The organism is Afipia sp. OHSU_II-C1 (genome assembly GCF_000497575.1).
Taxonomy (GTDB): Bacteria; Pseudomonadota; Alphaproteobacteria; order Rhizobiales; family Xanthobacteraceae; genus Afipia.
On record NZ_APJI01000005.1, the window covers coordinates 138,391 to 154,373 of the forward strand.

Genomic DNA, 15,983 nt, shown 5'->3' on the forward strand with positions numbered 1-15,983 from the left:
CTTTCCCGGAAAGTCCGAGTTCCGGCTGTTTTCTATCGCAAGTGCCCGAGCCAGCGGCGAATAAGTTTTGCCAGCCGCACCGCGCCTGAGCGCTCCGCTCGGGCGATGTCCGCCACAAGCCCTTCGATCGTGGCCTTGTTGCGCTCCATCTCGTGAGCAAAGCGCACATGAAGTGCCGCCAGTTCATTCCTGAGTTGCGTTTGGTCGAGAAGCCGTGGTCCGGCTGGTTTCATGTGCATGAGCCAGGAACTGTAGAATTCTATCTGCGCTCGCCGGAATGCTTCGGAATCGATCGCCGGATTCTGGACCATCTCGTCGATCACCGACTGGTAGATGCCTTCAAGGCGCGTGACCGTAAGATCGAGATCGGCTTCCCGTCTCACGCGCTGGCTTACGGACGCGGCATCCCGTGCATCGTATAAGCCGATCGCCTCGATCAATCCGCTCAGGGTTGTTTCCCGCGTGAGCATTCCGACGCCGAAGTTGAGGCTCCGGCCCTGTTCGTAGGCTGCCGAGGTCACGAGACCGCCGAACCCGCGAGCATCAACGAGAACAACAGCCGCGCCGGCAGCCATGGCCTCCAGCGCCGTTCGCGCCGTGGCAAATACGATATCGGCGCTTGCCGCGAGGCGCTCGATATCATCGACCGGCCGGCCAACCCCGTGACCGTAGGCTTGAAACGTCAGCCCGCAGCGATCGCACGCCTCCTGGAGAAGGGTGGTGAGGCCGGCATGTTTTACAAGGGAAACAGCGCCGCCGGGTTTAGCCGGAAGCATGTCTCCGCGCTCAACGAAACGGCACAGATCGACGGCATTCGGCAGAATGCCAACCTGTTCGGGGGGCACGCCATGTGACGCGACAAGGTTCGCGCGGCAGGTTTCATCCACGGCGAACAGCCGTCGGACCTGCGGAAAACGCGGAGGCTGATCGAACCAGGGATTTGTGCCGTGGCAAAGCGATACCACGGGGGCGCGTGGAAAGGCGAGTATTGCTTCAGCCGTGACCGGCATGTGTTGGCCATGGATGACGTCGGGCGGACGATCAATCTTCAGAAGGTTATCGACAACAGGAATTCCCCGGTCCGTCAGTTCCTTGGCGCGTTCTCCGATGGAGGGAGAATACACGGCGACTTCGTGCCCCCGTTCCGACAAGCGCAGTGCGAAGTCCCTGACAACGATCTCCGTACCGGTGCGCATCCCTAACTGAATGTTTGTGAAGAGAATGCGCAACAGGAGGCCTCTTACGGGAGCGCGCGCTGTGAGGCGACGAGGTGGTGGATGATCTTTTCAACGTGATGCCAGCGGATAACGTCCTGATAAATTCCGTCCGCCAGCCGAGCCTCTCCGTAGGATTCGTATTTTGGCTTCGTTGAGGGAGGCCGGATAACATCCGCGATTGGAGGGGGCACAAAAAAGCGCTCCGTTCGCGCGTGACCTTCTTCCTCGATCTGCCTGATCTCGATCAATTCGAATTCGATGCCGGGATAGCTGTCGATCGCGGCAAGCTTTGCTTTCAGTTCGTCGTCAGAAAGGTTGAGCTCAAATGCAGGTTTGCCGCTGTCGCTGCATTCGGCTAACAGCGCCGGAACGACTTCATACTGCAGAACTTCAACCTTGTATCCCAGTGCACGGGACGCCCGTTCGGCAGCGAGCCGGCCAATGATATGGGTCAGATCATGGCTCACCGAATAGAGCTGCCATCCATCGACAACCAGTTGCTCGGTCCGGCTGGTGACCAGTATGTCGGCAAGCTTCTCCGTCCACCTTCGGAATGGCGTCGCGTCTCCCGCAAGAATCATTCCGTAGAGGTCGCGGTCAAGGACAGCCCCGAATAGCCTGGAGCATTGTCCGCCGGCACTTTCGACGATCCGTGCGGAAGCCTGCAGCCGGTCACGGTCGGTGCCGGATCTGGATCCGGTGGTCAGGATCGTGCAAACCGGTTTTGCGCGAGATAACCAGCCATGCAGCCGCAACTCATGACCCGGATGCGCGACAAAAGCCGCGGAGCGGCGGTCGGGATTGTAGTTCTCAATCATAGGACCCTGTATAACCATCGCACCGAAGGATCAAGTAACGCGTAAGGCAAAATGACGGAACAGAACGAAGCTCGAAGCGAGGCCGCAAACTGAATGTCGCGGATTGTTCAAATCGTCCGGCAATTGCGAGGGCAGGAATGAAGGCCGCCGGTACATCTGATGCGCTGGCTCATACGGGCTACGCGATCTGCACGATCCCGCGCTCGGGTAGCAATTTCCTGGGGCAACTGCTTGCGAGCACCGGATGCCTGGGGCGGCCGCTGGAATATTTCAATGGACCTGCAAGGCGGGTCCTTGATGATCCGACCTTTCCCGATGATCCATCTGAGCAGATGCTCAGGATCCGGACTTTGGGTGCGACGCCGAATGGCGTTTACGCGCTCAAGTTGTTTCCAAGCCAGCACGACCTTGTTCGTCCGCATGTGTCATGGACCGAGGCATTGCCAGATCTCCATTTCATTTATCTCGAAAGGCGTGACGTGCTCGGTCAGGCGATTTCCTGGGCGCGCGCTCAGCAAACCGGTCAGTACCGATCGACGCAGCCGCTACAGGCCGCTGCAACGTACGATTTGCAGCTGATACATGCCCGGCTACGGGATATCGCTCGGGAACAAGCGCGATGGACGGCGTTTTTTGCCAGGACGGGAATCAAACCGACGACATTGATCTATGAAAAGTTGATGGAGGACCCGCAAGAGGGTGTTCGCCGGATCGCGGATCTCTTTGGATACGCTGAAACAGCGGTAATTGATCCTTCCAAGATCAATCTCAAAATCCAGCGTGATGAGGTGGTCGAGGATTGGCGCAAGCGGTTTGTGTCCGAAGCCGGAGATTCATCCTACATCGACTCATTCTGATCTCGTTGCGATGCGATCGTCGTTCCGGGGCAGGTGCGTTTGTTATTTCGCGGACTCGCGGCCTGACAAGCGAATGAGCTAGAATCCCGGGACGATTCGCCGGGAGCTTTCATGAACGAGAACTTGATTTCCGTCTGCCAGATGTTCCTTATCCCGGCGACAATTCTGTTCGCAGCTGTTGGCGTAGCCAACAGTTCAGGTCTGAAACTGCTTGCCTGTTTCCTTGGTGTCGCCACAGCCGGACTGTGGATTTATCGCGTCTGGTACTGGGCGGGCTTGTCGCTGATGGATCGGAGAACAGCGTTGGGACTGGCCGGTCTCTATACGCTCGCGTGGGTGTTTACATTTCTGGTTCAACTCAAGAACATGTTCTCACGCGGATATGGCGGACGCTGATCCGCCGTTACGCGGGATACTGAAAAGCCATTGCAGCATCGACGGCGCGTGTCAGCAGATCGAGGTCGACTGTTGAGACGATCGGTTTTCCCGCGCGTTTGGTCGGCGCCTCCGGTGTATGAGACTGGCAAAAAACCAGAAAGTAGTTGAGCTGGAAAAGGGTGCTCAGATTGAGCGCCCAGCGCTCTGATCCGGGATAATAGTTGATGTACTTGGTAGCCATGAGATCGATCAGGGTCGATCCGGGTCTGGCAAAGGGCAGGTTTCCATACGCGGAGCCGTGCGCCGCGACAATAATATCCGCGCCATGGAGCAGGCTTACCTGATCCTCGAACGCGAGGTTGCCGGGTTCGACGATCGCGAATCCGATTCGCGTAAGTGCGCGAACCACCTCGTCTTCGTTGGCGATTGTCCGGTCCGAATAGGTGACCTGGTTCCGCCGCGTCAGATAAATCATCTTCTCAGACGAGGGGCGGATGGCCTGCAGAGGGCGGGCCAGCAACGGGCGAACTTCCGGAACAGGGCGAAAGCAATTTCGCGAGTCGATGGCCGTTGACAAAATCACCTCGCGGCAGACTGCGACGTCCTTCTTTATGATCTCCACATGCGATTTGATGTCGAATCCCGCAGCCGCGAGAATGCGCGGCCCCCAGGCCGGGAAAAACGATGGAAGCAATATCTTCGCCCGTCCCGACAGGATAACATCCCGCCATATCAACAGGGGGGCGAGGCAGTCGAAGATGAAATGACCATATGCGGGACTAGCGCGATGGAAGCAGTGAATGACGGGTTCCTCGACGATCTGCCTCGACGCCTGCAACGATAGTACGCGCGCAGTTTGAAGGCCCGGGTCGATGGCTTCGGCGATCGAGGCGGTTTCTTTCAGGACTCGCCCGGCCTTGTCGACGCAGACGCTCAGCTGGTCGTCGATGGACAAGTTGCTTATGCGGGCGAACTTCACGTCAGCGGATAGGTAGTTTCTGTCACCGAATATCCTCAGAACCTCGGAAGGGGAGGGCTCGTCGGTGCTTTGGAAAGTATCGAATGGGGTTGATCGCTGAACCTGACGGGGCACAAAAGAATAATGTCCGAGCTTCGAGGTCCAAAAGACTTCATCCCGGGTTAGCGGCTGCCCCGCCCATTCATCGACCGAGATGCTCGAGTAGCTCATCGAAATGGTTTCATGAGGGTGCGATAGACGGATCGTGCAACGGCGAATGCCACGGGATGTCCGCGCAAGCTCCGGTGCCCCCACAGCCTCAGACTTTCCATGCGGTCGTTTCGCTTCTTGCGTTTCTTGAGCCGGGTGTTGCTTGTGAATCCATCACTCGGATTAGGTCGTCCGCGCTTGGCGCGATAGGTCGCATCCAGAAAGCCATAGCCGTACTTGATGTCTGGTTCGAGGTGGCAGCCTTCGGCCCATTCGTTCCATGCATTGATGAAAACGAGGCGGTCGTCGGGATCTCGCTCCGCCACTGTCTTCTCGCTGGCCTCGTTCAACCAGCGCTCGTAATTGTCGGGGGTGCCGTCCAGAACGATCAGTGGATTTTTTTTCCTGCGCGCAGTGTTGTCCCATGACGGGAAGAGGCCGCGGTAAACGCGCCGCTTGCGGTAGTCGTGGCTGAGATATTGCGTGGCGATGTCGTTGAACTTGAGTGCGATGGCTTCCGTCGTGCTTTCGATGCCGGGCAGGTCGCCGGCGTAGTTCTTCACCAGACAGTTGTGGGGCGGAAACTCGACGCCGGCATCGAAGCCGAAATGCTCAAAGCTGGTGTTGCCATGGGTGAGGGCCGCGACCAGATGAATCTCGCCGATCCCGTGTGCCCGGCAGAATTCCCGCCAGCGCCGGACCGTTGCGGCGGGATCTGGAATTTGCTGCGGCCGATAGACCACCAGCAGAGGTTTTCCATCGACCCGCAGATAACGCCGATCCCGGAAGAACGGCAACAAGCTCTCGATAAAGTCGATATCGTTCTTGGGCGAATAGGTTTGCTCGATCAAAATCTGATGTTCGGATGCGTCCCACGCCCGCGTCCAGTTTTCATTCGCCCAGCAAAGGCAGAATTCGATATCGGCTTTCTTGTCGGCGAGAAACTCGTCGACCGGCCGCTCCAGCAGGCGGCGTCCGCCAAACCAGTAGTAGTGAAAACAGAACGCGTCGACGCCGTGGGCTTTGGCCTCGCGGATCTGCTGATGTTGAACGCTCCGGTCCCGCAGATCGTAAAATCCGTTACTGGGCTGGTGAGGCTGGTAATGTCCCTCAAACAGCGGCCGGGCCTTGGTGGCGTTGGTCCATTCGGTAAACCCCTTACCCCACCACGCGTCGTTTTCAGGGATTGGATGGAATTGCGGAAGATAGAACGCGATGTACTTCAGCTTGTTTGCCTGACCGGCTACTTGTTCGGTCAGGACGATTCCTTTTCTCTCCGGATTTCGATCAATCGGTTCTGCGCGCACAACAACCTGATACACGTGCGCGTACTCGGTTGATTCGAATGCGTCCCGTTTCGATTGCGGTGTCCGTTCCCATCGCTCGGCGAACTCCGATTCCTCTGGGCGAACGACGACGAAGGCGACTTCCGTTATCTTGAACCGCGCCTGCTCGAAGAGGCTCTGTATGTTCTTGATGCCGAAGAAACGAATGTGAGTCCGATCAAGCAGCCCCCAGTCCTGATACGCGAAATCGTTGTCGGCCAGGCAGGCTATTATGGCCGCATGGCCCACATGAGGTATTGATACAATCAGGCTGCCGGTGTCGTTGAGAAAATCGGCGGCCGATTTGAGTGTTGTCCAAGGATCGTAAAGATGTTCGAGGACATCCGCGATCACGATGGCATCGAATTTCGTGGCGCCGAGGGCAGCAGACCAGTTGGATTCATCAAGATTTGCGTGGATCACTTCCTTGCAGAAGCCTCGAAGTATTTCCACGCACTGGGAATCGCGTTCGATCGCTGTGACCTCGCAGCCGTTGCTCTCGGTCATCACACGCGAAATCGAGCCAGGCCCCGCGCCGATTTCAAGTACCTTTTTGTTGCTGCCAACAAAGCGCAGCACGTTCGCGGGTGCGGTGTTGCTGCCTTTGTCGATTTCGTAGCTATAAATATCGGCCGCCGAACTCATGCAGTTTCTCTTTCGAAGAGACTTCTAAAATCGCGCAGTTGTCGGGTCTGCACAAATAGGGGGCTGTTCGCCGCGTTTGCGCAAATTGAGACGTCTCTGAATTCGGCTGTTCGCCAAATACTGCCCGAAAAATCCCCTGCCTTCAAAAAACACAACATCGCTTTTTTGGTTCTCAAAAAACAAATAAAGCGCCTATCTACGTAATTTGGGCAGAATAGCAAAAGAATTTCATGAAAACGATACTGATGTGGGGCGCCCCGGAAGCTGATGGGTGAACTAACCTTAATGAGATGCGTCTCGCCCATGGCTTTGCCCCTGCGCGAGATATACATGACCGGCGTGGTCTGTTAGTTTGGCGTCCATAATCCGGGTTCTACTGTTTACGTTTCAGCGTATTTTTTAAGAATAGCCGCGCTATGCCGATCGCGTCGAAACATGTTTGTATTCTGATGGGAGTGAAAAACGGGGAGAGGTTTCTCGGCGAGCAACTCCGGTCGATTCAGGAGCAAACCCATCGGGATTGGTCCATGGTCGCGTCTGACGACGGCTCATCGGATCGGTCCATCGAAGTCTTGCAAACGTTCGCCCGTGGCTGCACATCGTCGGTCGTTGTATTTTCGGGGCCGAGGGAAGGGTTCGCAGAGAACTTTATGTCGCTTGCGCGAAACAAGGAGTTGCGCGCAGACTATTTTGCATTCAGCGATCAGGACGACATCTGGTCCGCGGACAAGCTCGAGCGTTCCCTTCGCTGGCTTGAATCGATATCTCCGGAGATTCCCGCGATATACTGCTCGCGAGCGGAATTGGTGGATCGGGAGGGACGCCATATTGGATTTTCGCCGTTGTTCAAAAGGCCCCCGTCCTTTCGGCATGCTTTGGTGCAGAACATCGCGAGCGGCAACACGATGGTGTTTAACAGGAGCGCAAAGCATCTGCTGGAGACAACGCCGAGCCTCAAGGTCAATTCTCATGACTGGTGGGGGTATCAGATCGTGACCGGTGCGGGAGGCGTTGTGTTCTATGATCCGGTGCCGACGATAAAGTACCGCCAGCATGGCGACAACGCCGTCGGACTGGAAACGACGCTGCGGTCCCGGTGGGGGCGCATCAGGGCAATTTTCTCGGGAGGTCTCAGCGCATTGACCGATTCAAACATTCAGGCGCTGCAGGCGTCGAGATCGCATCTGACGAATGCAAGTCAGAAGGTCCTTGACGATTTTTCTGCGGCCCGGAACGCGTGGTTCGCTTCCCGCCTTTATGGTCTTTGGAAGTCCGGTGTGTACCGTCAGACACTGCCTGCGACGTGCACGCTTTGGTTCGCAGCAATTGCGCGAAAACTTTAGATGACGGTGTCGTCGATCATTTCCCAGGACAAAGTGCGCCCGATCCTGGTGACCGGGGGCGCCGGATTTATCGGGACCAATTTTATTCTCGATTGGCTGAAGGCCGAGAAGGCGCCGATCATCAATCTGGACAAGCTCACCTATGCCGGGAACCTCGATAATTTCAAAACGATCTCTTCGGATTCGAATCTTGAATTCGTTCATGGCGATATCGGTGACGCTGAACTGGTCAAAGCAATCCTGGAGCGCAACAAGCCGCAGGCGATCCTGAATTTCGCAGCGGAGTCCCATGTCGATCGTTCGATACATGGCCCGGGCGATTTCATCGATACGAATGTTGTTGGTACATTCAGGCTGCTGGAATGTGCGAGAGATTACTGGGAGCGGTTAAGGGGCGAAGAGGGACGGGAGTTCCGCTTCCTTCAGATATCGACGGACGAGGTATATGGATCGCTGCAGCCGTCACAGGACGCGTTCACGGAAGGAAATGCGTTCGTGCCGAACAGTCCCTACGCGGCTTCCAAGGCGGCTGCCGATCATCTCGTGCGGGCCTGGCATCGAACCTATGGACTTCCGGTCCTGACCACTAACTGCTCGAACAATTACGGACCGTATCAATTCCCGGAAAAGCTCATTCCGCTGATGATCAGCCACGCTTTGGGCGGTAAGCAGCTGCCGATCTATGGTGACGGACTGCACAGCCGCGACTGGCTTTACGTTGCCGATCACTGCTCTGCGGTGAAGACGGTATTGCGGGGGGGCCGTGTCGGAGAAGTCTACAACATTGGAGGCCGGAACGAGAAAACCAACAAGGAAGTGGTTCTGGCGATTTGCGGCGTGCTCGATGCCGAGATCCCGCGCGCAGACGGGAAATCGTACGGCGAGCAGATCGCTTCGGTTCCGGACCGCCCGGGGCATGATCGCCGGTATGCGATGGATGCATCAAAGATCGTCAGCGAGTTGGGATGGGCGCCACAGGAGACCTTTGAAACGGGTCTGCGCAAGACTGTGCGCTGGTATCTTTCCAATCATGACTGGCTGGCGGGGATCATGTCAGGCTCGTACCGCGACTGGATACAAAAGAACTACGGGGTTCGATGAAGACGATCCTGCTGTTCGGGAAAAATGGCCAGATCGGATCGGCGCTCCAAACGGTGTTGAGGACGCGCGGGGCTGTTGTCGCTCTTGATCGAACCACCTGTGATTTGTCCGACGTCGATCAGCTTCGGTCGGTTATCGGTTCAGTCAAGCCCGACATCATTGTCAATGCGGCGGCATATACTGCGGTTGACCGCGCTGAAAGTGACAAGGATCTCTGCTTTCGCGTGAACTCGCTTGCGCCCGCGGTGATGGCGGAGGCGGCAAGCAGGCTCAACGCAGTTCTTGTGCATTACTCGACGGACTATGTCTTCAGCGGCGATAAGCCCTCGGCGTATCTGGAAGACGACCGGCCCGACCCGCTAAATGCATACGGCCGATCCAAGCTTGATGGTGATCAGGCAGTCCTGGCGTCGGGCTGCCGTAGTATCATTTTGCGCGTCGGCTGGGTTTACAGCGCGGCGGGGCAAAACTTCGCCAATACGATTTTGCAGCTCGCACGCAAGCAGGACAGGATCACCGTGGTCGCGGACCAATTTGGCGCACCGACTTCGGCTAGATTCATCGCGGATACGACCGCGAACCTGATTGATCAGATCAATCTAGACAAGCCCCAGCGTTTCGGTGTGTTTCACCTGGCCGCGGCTGGCCGTGCGTCCTGGCACGGCTATGCGACGGAGCTGCTGCGCGAAGCCCGTCGGCTGAACTTCGGACTGGGAGCTGGTCCGGATGACGTCGTTCCGATTTCGTCTACCGAATACGCGACGGTCGCGCCCCGGCCGAGAAACAGTATGCTGGATACCGGAAAGATCCAGAGAGTTTTTTCTGTCCGGATGCCGGACTGGCAAGTGGGTGTACGGCAACTGGTTCAAGAGTTGAGTAAAGAGCTGACATGACCAAGACACGAAAGGGCATCATCCTGGCAGGGGGGACAGGCACGCGATTGCACCCTGCCACGATCGCTGTCAGCAAGCAGCTGTTGCCTGTTTTCGACAAGCCGATGATCTATCATCCGCTGTCCGTTCTGATGCTGTCGAATATCCGTGAGGTGCTGATCATTTCGACGCCTCAGGACCTGCCGCGGTTCGTGCAACTGCTCGATACCGGCGAGCAGTGGGGGATGAATTTCCAGTATGCTGTTCAGGAGAATCCAGACGGCCTGGCTCAGGCGATAACGATCGGCGCGTCGTTCATCGGAGAGGACGATGTTACCCTTATTCTTGGCGATAACATCTTCCATGGTCATGGTTTGCCCGAACTACTTACTCAGGCGTGCGCCCGGCAGAACTGCGCCACGGTGTTCGCATGTCACGTACCGGATCCGCAGCGTTACGGCGTTGTTGAATTCGATGCCGGCCGCCGTGCGGTTTCCCTGGAGGAAAAGCCGCTGTCGTCCCGGTCGAATTTTGCCGTAACAGGTCTCTACTTTTACGACAACGAGGTGATCAAGTTCGCGCGATCACTCACGCCGTCAGCGCGGGGCGAACTGGAAATTACCGATCTCAACCGGCTTTATCTTGAGCGAGGACGCTTGCATGTCGAGATCATCGGCCGGGGATTTGCGTGGTTCGATGCGGGGACTCATGAAACGCTCCTTCAGGCGGGGCAGTTTGTGGCGACTCTCGAGCAGCGTCAGGGTATGAAGATCGCCTGTCCCGAGGAGATCGCCTTCTCGAAGGGCTGGATCAACGCCGAAAAACTTGATCAGTTAGCGGATGCACTAGGAAAGACAGGATACGGTCAGTATCTCAAGGGGCTTCTCGCCGACAGGTTCAGATTGTGAAGATTACGCCGACGCAAATTCCCGACGTGTTTGTTCTCGAGCCACAGATATACGAGGACGACCGGGGGTTTCTGTTTGAAAGCTTCAACAGCCAGCATTTTGCGAAATTGTTCGGGGCCGGAATATCGTTCGTTCAGGATAATCAGTCGTCGTCACGGCAGGGTGTTGTGCGCGGATTGCATTATCAGATAGCGCCGAAGGCCCAGGGCAAGCTCGTGCGGGTCGTGCAGGGGGAGATTTTCGACGTGGCCGTCGATATGCGGAAGGATTCCCCCTCTTTCGGACAATGGGTTGGGGATGTCCTGAGCGCCGCAAACCGGAAGCAGATATGGATCCCCGAGGGTTTTGCGCACGGATTCCAGGTCCTGAGCGCGACAGCCGATGTGCTTTACAAGATCACCAACTACTGGTCTCCCGACTGCGAACGAAGCGTCAGATGGGACGACCCTGTTCTCAACGTGAACTGGCCCGCGGCCATCACTGCTGTTTCGGAAAGAGACCGGACGGCGCGCAGCTTCGCTGACGCTGACTATTTTTAGGCCGGAGAGGAAATGAGGCCGTCGAAAACGGCCAGTACCTTGTCTTTTCCAGCATCGTGAGAGAACTGCCGGATGAATGCGTCCTGTCCATTCGACGAGAGCTTTTGCCATAGAACCGGATCGCTGCAGGCAGCAATAATCTGGTCGGCCATATCATTTGGAGAGTCGGCGATGAGGATGGTTTCGTTGTGTACGAGCTGCATTCCCTCCGCCGCAATCGTGGTTGCAACCACAGGAACGCCATAGCTCAGACTCGTCACGATCTTCCCCTTGATCCCGCCTCCGAAGCGGAGCGGGGCGATGCTCAACCGGCATTCCGCAAACAGCGGCTGGAGATCCTCGACATAGCCACGCACATCGATATTGTCGCCAGCCAGATCCGATATCTCGCCGGGGATTTTTGAGCCGACGATCACGAAGCGCTCCTTGAAACCTTTCGCGAGCAGGTGTGGCCAGACTTCGCGCACGAACCAAAGTACGGCATCAGCATTCGGGGTGTGCCCGAAGCCTCCAATAAAAAGGATGTCTTTTCGATCATTGAAACCACTGGACGGACGGAGCGTCGATTGCTGTTTGCCGCTCCGCCGCTTCGTCCATTTATCCTTGATCCATTCCATGATGTTGTTTGCCGCTGGCGCAGCGGGAATCTCGCGAAGGATCGGAATTTGATGGAGGGGAGCGTCTGGCAAGAGCGATTTTAGCAAGTCTTTCTCGTAGGTGCTCACAACGATCGTGGCGTCTGCCCGCTGGATGAGGCTGAGTTCGGTGGTGCGCATTTCGTCGGCCGAACGGATCTGGGAAGGATCGCCGCTCAACGCGGCTTCGCGCTGCATTCGTAAGAAATGCAGATCGACGGGATGGAACACGATTCGGGTTTTTGGCGCGGTCTTGCGGGCGAGGTCGAACAGATGCATCGCGACATGGGCGCGATAAAACAGGATGATGTCGTGACGGGGACCAAGAGTCTCGATGACGTTGAAGATCGACGGCCACTTGCGGGACGAAAGCGTATCAATTCCAAGCCGGCGGAGCGCTTTTGTATAGCGTCCGGCTTTCCGGAGATCGAATGGAGCGAAGGTGACCTTGTACCCCGATCGGGCCAGAATCTGGAGATAGGAGAAGGTGCTCGCCGATCCGCTGTCCTGATCGGGCGTTGGTGTTGAATGATCGACGATCAGAATTCTTCCGCGCACGTTGCTAAAGCCGGTCAATATTGAACAGCGGAATGGAGCTGTTCAGCACCTTGATTGCGTCGGGTTGATTTTTTCCGATCACCGCGAGATCCCATGTATCGTCCGAGTGAATTTTCTGGACGGCGATCTTCGCCAGCCAGGGCGCAAGCCGGGACTTTCCGTCTCCTGTTGCAACAAGATCTGAATCATAGACAGCCAGATCGTATCCGTCAGTCAGTAACTGTTGAGCGAGGTCAGCCAGCGGACTTTGCCGGATATCGTCTGTATTGGCCTTGAAACTCAAGCCAACAAGCAGAATGCGCGAGCGGGGCGGCGGGGCGCGTCTCTTGATCTCGGCGATCAGGAAGTCAGTGTGAGCTTGATTGCTCGCAACAATATGATCGATAACAGGCGCGCTAATTCCCGACACCTTCATATGGTGAGCAAGCGCCTGAATGTCCTTCGACAGGCAGGGGCCGCCGAATGCGCCGCCGGGCCGCAGATACGCGGCTGAAAGATTCAGCTTTGTGTCCATGCAGAAAAGCTGGAACAGCTCCGATGGGCTGATGCCGGAGCTGGCGGCGAGGCGGCCCACTTCATTGGCGAAGCAGACCTTCAAGGCATGAAAACTGTTGTCGGCGAATTTAATCAGTTCCGCGGTCTCAAGAGACGTTGCGACGATGGGAGCATCAATGCCCGCGTACAACTCCTTGAGCTTGTCGGCAGTTCCGGGGCTCTGTTCGCCGATGACAATTCTCGCCGGCGCGAAATAATCCGCCAGAGCGCACCCCTCGCGCATGAATTCGGGATGGTAGGCAACGTGGTAACGCCGGCCCGGTGGCTCGCCGATAGCTGCAAGGAGCGCAGGCATGAGCGTCGTCGTCATTGTGCCCGGCAGCATTGTGCTTCGGAACACCAGCAAAATTGGCTGTAAATCTGGCGCCCTCAGCCGAATGGCTTCACCCAGGGTCTGGGACGCGGTGCGCAGGTCCGCAAGATCCAGACTGCCGTCGGGCAATCCGCCGGTGCCGACACAGATGAAGGCAACGTCGGCTTCTGCGATATCGTTCAAACCTGCTGCTATGGACAGCCGGCCTTCTGCGTGGCCCACGGCAATAATCTCACCAATGTCCGGCTCCCGAAATGGGGCGAGGCCGCGCCCGAGAACATCGCAGACGGCGGCATTGTTATCCACTCCAATCACGGTGTGGCCTTCCCGTAAAAGGGCCGCCGCAGTCACAACGCCGACATGCCCAAGACCGCAAACCACAATACGCATCAGTTGCCTTCGTACGAATTATTCATTGGGAATCTTTTCAAGTGCCGACGATGTTGTCGGGTCGGGAAAATTGTGTTCGTATTTTTTAGTGATTTGAGCTCTGCCCAATAAGCGTTCTCCTGATCGGATCAGCGCCGCGCAGATGCAGATTGACTATTAAATCGAAGCCGATTGGCTTCTTTGGAGCACCTGCAATTATCGCTGCGAATATTGCTTTTCTCACCGGAAATTCATGGCGATAAATTGAGAACATTCGTCACCGTACAGGAGCGGCAGCAGGCTTCGATTCAACAGGATATCGGTGGCTTCTCCATATGACGGGTGGCGAGCCCGGTATCTATCCACAGTTCGTAGAGCTTTGCGAGGCCCTGACCGAGCGTCATTTTTACTTCGGTCAATTGCGATGAGGATTTTTCCGGACGCGCAACCCTCGCGCACCGGCAGTTATTTGAAGCCGGGCGCTCGTTCTTTGCTCTGAGGGCGGATTTCAGCCGGCTTGCGGTTCGGAGGGCGACGGGATCGCTATCGCAACTTGCCCCGCGCGGCGACGGGAAGAATACCCACGATCTCGTCGCCCCGAACCATCACGACCTCATCCGCCATATTGACCACCACACAGACGTGATTCGGGACAATGCGAACGACGTCGCCCACAGCCGGACGCGTATTGCTCTTTGTCAGGTCGAGAAAGCCGTGCTCCTCCGCGAAGCGGGCGATCCTGGCTTCCGGGTGCTCCAGGATCAGGCCATAGCCATCGAGGCCGCCTGTGTCGGCGGTCAGGGTTTTCGAACCAGCATCGAAAATGCCGCGATCCGGCCCTGCGCGGCTGACAACGGTGGAATAGACGTGCAGGGCACAGTCGTCCCACGTGGCAACGCCTGCCGCGACCTGCATGCGGTCATTGTAGATGTACGTTCCCGGCCGGTGCTCGGTGGCGCCCCTTAACTGCCCGACGTTCTTGAGATTAGGTGATCCGCCGGTCGACACAATGGCCGGATCGAGGCCCAGTTGGCGCAGGCCGCTCAGGGCTTCGTCGTAGAATCGCTGCGCCTCGCTCCAACCTGTCTCGGTTGGATACATCAGGAGGCCCGCAAACGACACACCCGGGGTATTCTGGATCTGGTCAGCGAGAACGATGGCTTCTGCCGGTGTCTCGACACCGGCGCGCTTGCGGCCGGTGTCGCACTCGATCACGACTGGCAGGGCGCGTCCCGCGGCCGCCGCAGCAGCCGGTAAACCGGCGATGACGACCGGGTTGTCTGCCGCGACGGTGACACTGGTCTTCGCCAGGAGGGCGCCAAGGCGCGCCATCTTTTCATCGCCGATCAGGTTGTAGCTGATGAGGATGTCGTCGATCCCGCCCTCGGCCATCACTTCGGCTTCGCCTAGCTTCTGGCAGGTAATGCCTTTTGCGCCGGCCTTGATCTGAAGGTGGGCGAGCATTGGACTTTTATGAGTCTTGATGTGCGGCCTGTTAGCGACGCCTGCATCGTCGCAGATTTTCTGAATACGCGCGATGTTGCGCTCCACGCGATCCATATCGATGACAAGTGCTGGCGTTCCGTATTCGCGGGCGATTTTTGCGGCAAGCGGGCTGGTCAACGGGCTTTCCTTCCTGGCGGTGCGTGAAATCCGGTGGTCTCATCGAAATCACGCTGATTTCAACTTTGCCCGTATAAGAGGCCGTTTCACAAGAGATTGATCCGGTCAGGAAACCTTGCTTGTCCAAATTCACCCTTATTCCGGTCCGATGATATGGAACCGTTGTTGCTCCTGCGAAGTTAGGCAGGCGTTCCGGATTTTCGCTCCCGTTCACTTCCGGGACGGATCTGTCCAAATGTGAGGTGCAATGTTTTTGTTTGAATCAATCAGCCGGCGACTGGCCGTGGCCGCTGTTTTGGGACTGTCATTTGTCTCCGTGGAAACGATGGCGCAATCGGCGCAACCATTCGCCGGCATGTCCGGTGTGTGGTCGGGGAAGGGCTCCATATCCCTCGAAGGCGGGGCGAAGGAGGCTATCCGATGCCGGGCGACCTATGCCGTGAGAAGCGACGGCAATGCCCTCCAGCAGACGCTGCGTTGTGCCAGCGACAGCTACAAGATCGAACTCACCAGCAATGTCGTGTCCGATGGCGGCAGGCTGACCGGCACCTGGAGTGAATCAACCCGCAATGTCAGCGGTGACGTCCAGGGCACGACGTCCGGCGGGCGATTTCAGGTCGTGGTGAGCGCGGGCACGTTTTCGGCAGACCTCGTGCTGACCACCCGCGGAAACTCCCAATCGGTTGTCATCCGTTCGGCGGGCGGGGAATTCAAGGGCGCCAACATCACGCTCACACGTACCTAAGCGGGCGTGTTGGC

15 protein-coding genes are annotated in these 15,983 nt (G+C 57.2%); 8 read left to right on the forward strand and 7 right to left on the reverse strand.

The window, feature by feature from the left end; translation table 11 throughout:
* Positions 1-32 precede the first annotated feature (32 nt).
* Positions 33-1,196 (reverse strand): glycosyltransferase family 4 protein, encoded by a 1,164-nt coding sequence (locus tag I554_RS0104790; RefSeq protein WP_051358597.1) that lies wholly within the window; start codon positions 1,194-1,196, stop codon positions 33-35.
* Positions 1,197-1,240: 44 nt separating this feature from the next.
* Positions 1,241-1,972, reverse strand: coding sequence for a hypothetical protein (locus I554_RS0104795; protein ID WP_152527636.1), 732 nt, complete (start codon positions 1,970-1,972; stop codon positions 1,241-1,243).
* 200 nt (positions 1,973-2,172) lie between these two features.
* Between I554_RS0104795 and I554_RS0104800 the strand changes: the two genes are divergently transcribed.
* Together I554_RS0104800 and I554_RS0104805 are read left to right on the forward strand one after the other, a co-directional pair.
* Entirely contained in the window at positions 2,173-2,892 is a 720-nt protein-coding gene (locus tag I554_RS0104800; RefSeq protein ID WP_024575196.1) for a Stf0 family sulfotransferase, read from the forward strand.
* A gap of 111 nt (positions 2,893-3,003) precedes the next feature.
* Positions 3,004-3,288, forward strand: a complete 285-nt coding sequence (locus tag I554_RS0104805) for a hypothetical protein (protein ID WP_024575197.1) — start codon at positions 3,004-3,006, stop codon at positions 3,286-3,288.
* Between the two features lie 7 nt (positions 3,289-3,295).
* On the opposite strand, the gene I554_RS0104810 is transcribed toward I554_RS0104805, so the two are convergent.
* Both I554_RS0104810 and I554_RS25930 read right to left on the reverse strand, forming a co-directional pair.
* Positions 3,296-4,459 (reverse strand): glycosyltransferase family 61 protein, encoded by a 1,164-nt coding sequence (locus I554_RS0104810; RefSeq protein WP_081710736.1) that lies wholly within the window; start codon positions 4,457-4,459, stop codon positions 3,296-3,298.
* A complete protein-coding gene (locus I554_RS25930) occupies positions 4,456-6,408 on the reverse strand; it encodes a glycoside hydrolase family 99-like domain-containing protein (protein ID WP_024575199.1) in 1,953 nt (650 codons plus the stop codon). The genes I554_RS0104810 and I554_RS25930 overlap by 4 nt, the downstream gene beginning before the upstream one ends.
* Before the next feature lie 416 nt (positions 6,409-6,824).
* On the opposite strand from I554_RS25930, the gene I554_RS0104820 reads away from it, so the two are divergent.
* The 5 genes from I554_RS0104820 to rfbC are packed head-to-tail and all read left to right on the forward strand — an operon-like array spanning position 6,825 to position 11,171.
* Complete coding sequence (locus I554_RS0104820; protein WP_029659673.1) at positions 6,825-7,751, forward strand: glycosyltransferase family 2 protein; 927 nt, start codon at positions 6,825-6,827, stop codon at positions 7,749-7,751.
* On the forward strand, positions 7,752-8,852 hold the full coding sequence (gene rfbB, locus I554_RS0104825; protein WP_051358598.1) for a dTDP-glucose 4,6-dehydratase: 1,101 nt from the start codon (positions 7,752-7,754) through the stop codon (positions 8,850-8,852).
* On the forward strand, positions 8,849-9,745 hold the full coding sequence (gene rfbD, locus I554_RS0104830; protein ID WP_024575202.1) for a dTDP-4-dehydrorhamnose reductase: 897 nt from the start codon (positions 8,849-8,851) through the stop codon (positions 9,743-9,745). The genes rfbB and rfbD overlap by 4 nt, the downstream gene beginning before the upstream one ends.
* Positions 9,742-10,632, forward strand: coding sequence for a glucose-1-phosphate thymidylyltransferase RfbA (rfbA, locus tag I554_RS0104835; protein WP_024575203.1), 891 nt, complete (start codon positions 9,742-9,744; stop codon positions 10,630-10,632). Before rfbD ends, rfbA begins: the two co-directional genes overlap by 4 nt.
* The gene (gene rfbC / locus I554_RS0104840) at positions 10,629-11,171 is read left to right on the forward strand and encodes a dTDP-4-dehydrorhamnose 3,5-epimerase (protein ID WP_024575204.1); all 543 of its coding nucleotides are present in this window, start codon (positions 10,629-10,631) and stop codon (positions 11,169-11,171) included. The genes rfbA and rfbC overlap by 4 nt, the downstream gene beginning before the upstream one ends.
* Here the strand turns inward: rfbC and I554_RS0104845 are convergent.
* The 3 genes from I554_RS0104845 to I554_RS0104855 form a co-directional block, all read right to left on the reverse strand.
* Entirely contained in the window at positions 11,168-12,085 is a 918-nt protein-coding gene (locus I554_RS0104845; RefSeq protein WP_152527637.1) for a glycosyltransferase, read from the reverse strand. The two genes, rfbC and I554_RS0104845, sit on opposite strands and share 4 nt — an antisense overlap.
* A gap of 283 nt (positions 12,086-12,368) precedes the next feature.
* Positions 12,369-13,622: a nucleotide sugar dehydrogenase gene (locus I554_RS0104850; RefSeq protein ID WP_024575206.1), complete on the reverse strand. Its 1,254-nt coding sequence runs from the start codon at positions 13,620-13,622 to the stop codon at positions 12,369-12,371.
* A gap of 522 nt (positions 13,623-14,144) precedes the next feature.
* Positions 14,145-15,224: a D-TA family PLP-dependent enzyme gene (locus I554_RS0104855; RefSeq protein WP_024575207.1), complete on the reverse strand. Its 1,080-nt coding sequence runs from the start codon at positions 15,222-15,224 to the stop codon at positions 14,145-14,147.
* Between the two features lie 247 nt (positions 15,225-15,471).
* Between I554_RS0104855 and I554_RS0104860 the strand changes: the two genes are divergently transcribed.
* Positions 15,472-15,969 (forward strand): hypothetical protein, encoded by a 498-nt coding sequence (locus tag I554_RS0104860; protein WP_024575208.1) that lies wholly within the window; start codon positions 15,472-15,474, stop codon positions 15,967-15,969.
* The last annotated feature ends 14 nt before the right edge of the window (positions 15,970-15,983 follow it).

Coding starts and splice junctions, on each gene's coding strand:
- I554_RS0104790 (WP_051358597.1), bottom strand. CDS start 1,196: ATGCGCACCGGTACGGAGATCGTTGTCAGGGACTTCGCACTGCGCTTG.
- I554_RS0104800 (WP_024575196.1), top strand. CDS start 2,173: ATGAAGGCCGCCGGTACATCTGATGCGCTGGCTCATACGGGCTACGCG.
- I554_RS0104805 (WP_024575197.1), top strand. CDS start 3,004: ATGAACGAGAACTTGATTTCCGTCTGCCAGATGTTCCTTATCCCGGCG.
- I554_RS0104810 (WP_081710736.1), bottom strand. CDS start 4,459: ATGAGCTACTCGAGCATCTCGGTCGATGAATGGGCGGGGCAGCCGCTA.
- I554_RS25930 (WP_024575199.1), bottom strand. CDS start 6,408: ATGAGTTCGGCGGCCGATATTTATAGCTACGAAATCGACAAAGGCAGC.
- I554_RS0104820 (WP_029659673.1), top strand. CDS start 6,825: ATGCCGATCGCGTCGAAACATGTTTGTATTCTGATGGGAGTGAAAAAC.
- rfbB (WP_051358598.1), top strand. CDS start 7,752: ATGACGGTGTCGTCGATCATTTCCCAGGACAAAGTGCGCCCGATCCTG.
- rfbD (WP_024575202.1), top strand. CDS start 8,849: ATGAAGACGATCCTGCTGTTCGGGAAAAATGGCCAGATCGGATCGGCG.
- rfbA (WP_024575203.1), top strand. CDS start 9,742: ATGACCAAGACACGAAAGGGCATCATCCTGGCAGGGGGGACAGGCACG.
- I554_RS0104845 (WP_152527637.1), bottom strand. CDS start 12,085: ATGCATCTGTTCGACCTCGCCCGCAAGACCGCGCCAAAAACCCGAATC.
- I554_RS0104850 (WP_024575206.1), bottom strand. CDS start 13,622: ATGCGTATTGTGGTTTGCGGTCTTGGGCATGTCGGCGTTGTGACTGCG.
- I554_RS0104860 (WP_024575208.1), top strand. CDS start 15,472: ATGTTTTTGTTTGAATCAATCAGCCGGCGACTGGCCGTGGCCGCTGTT.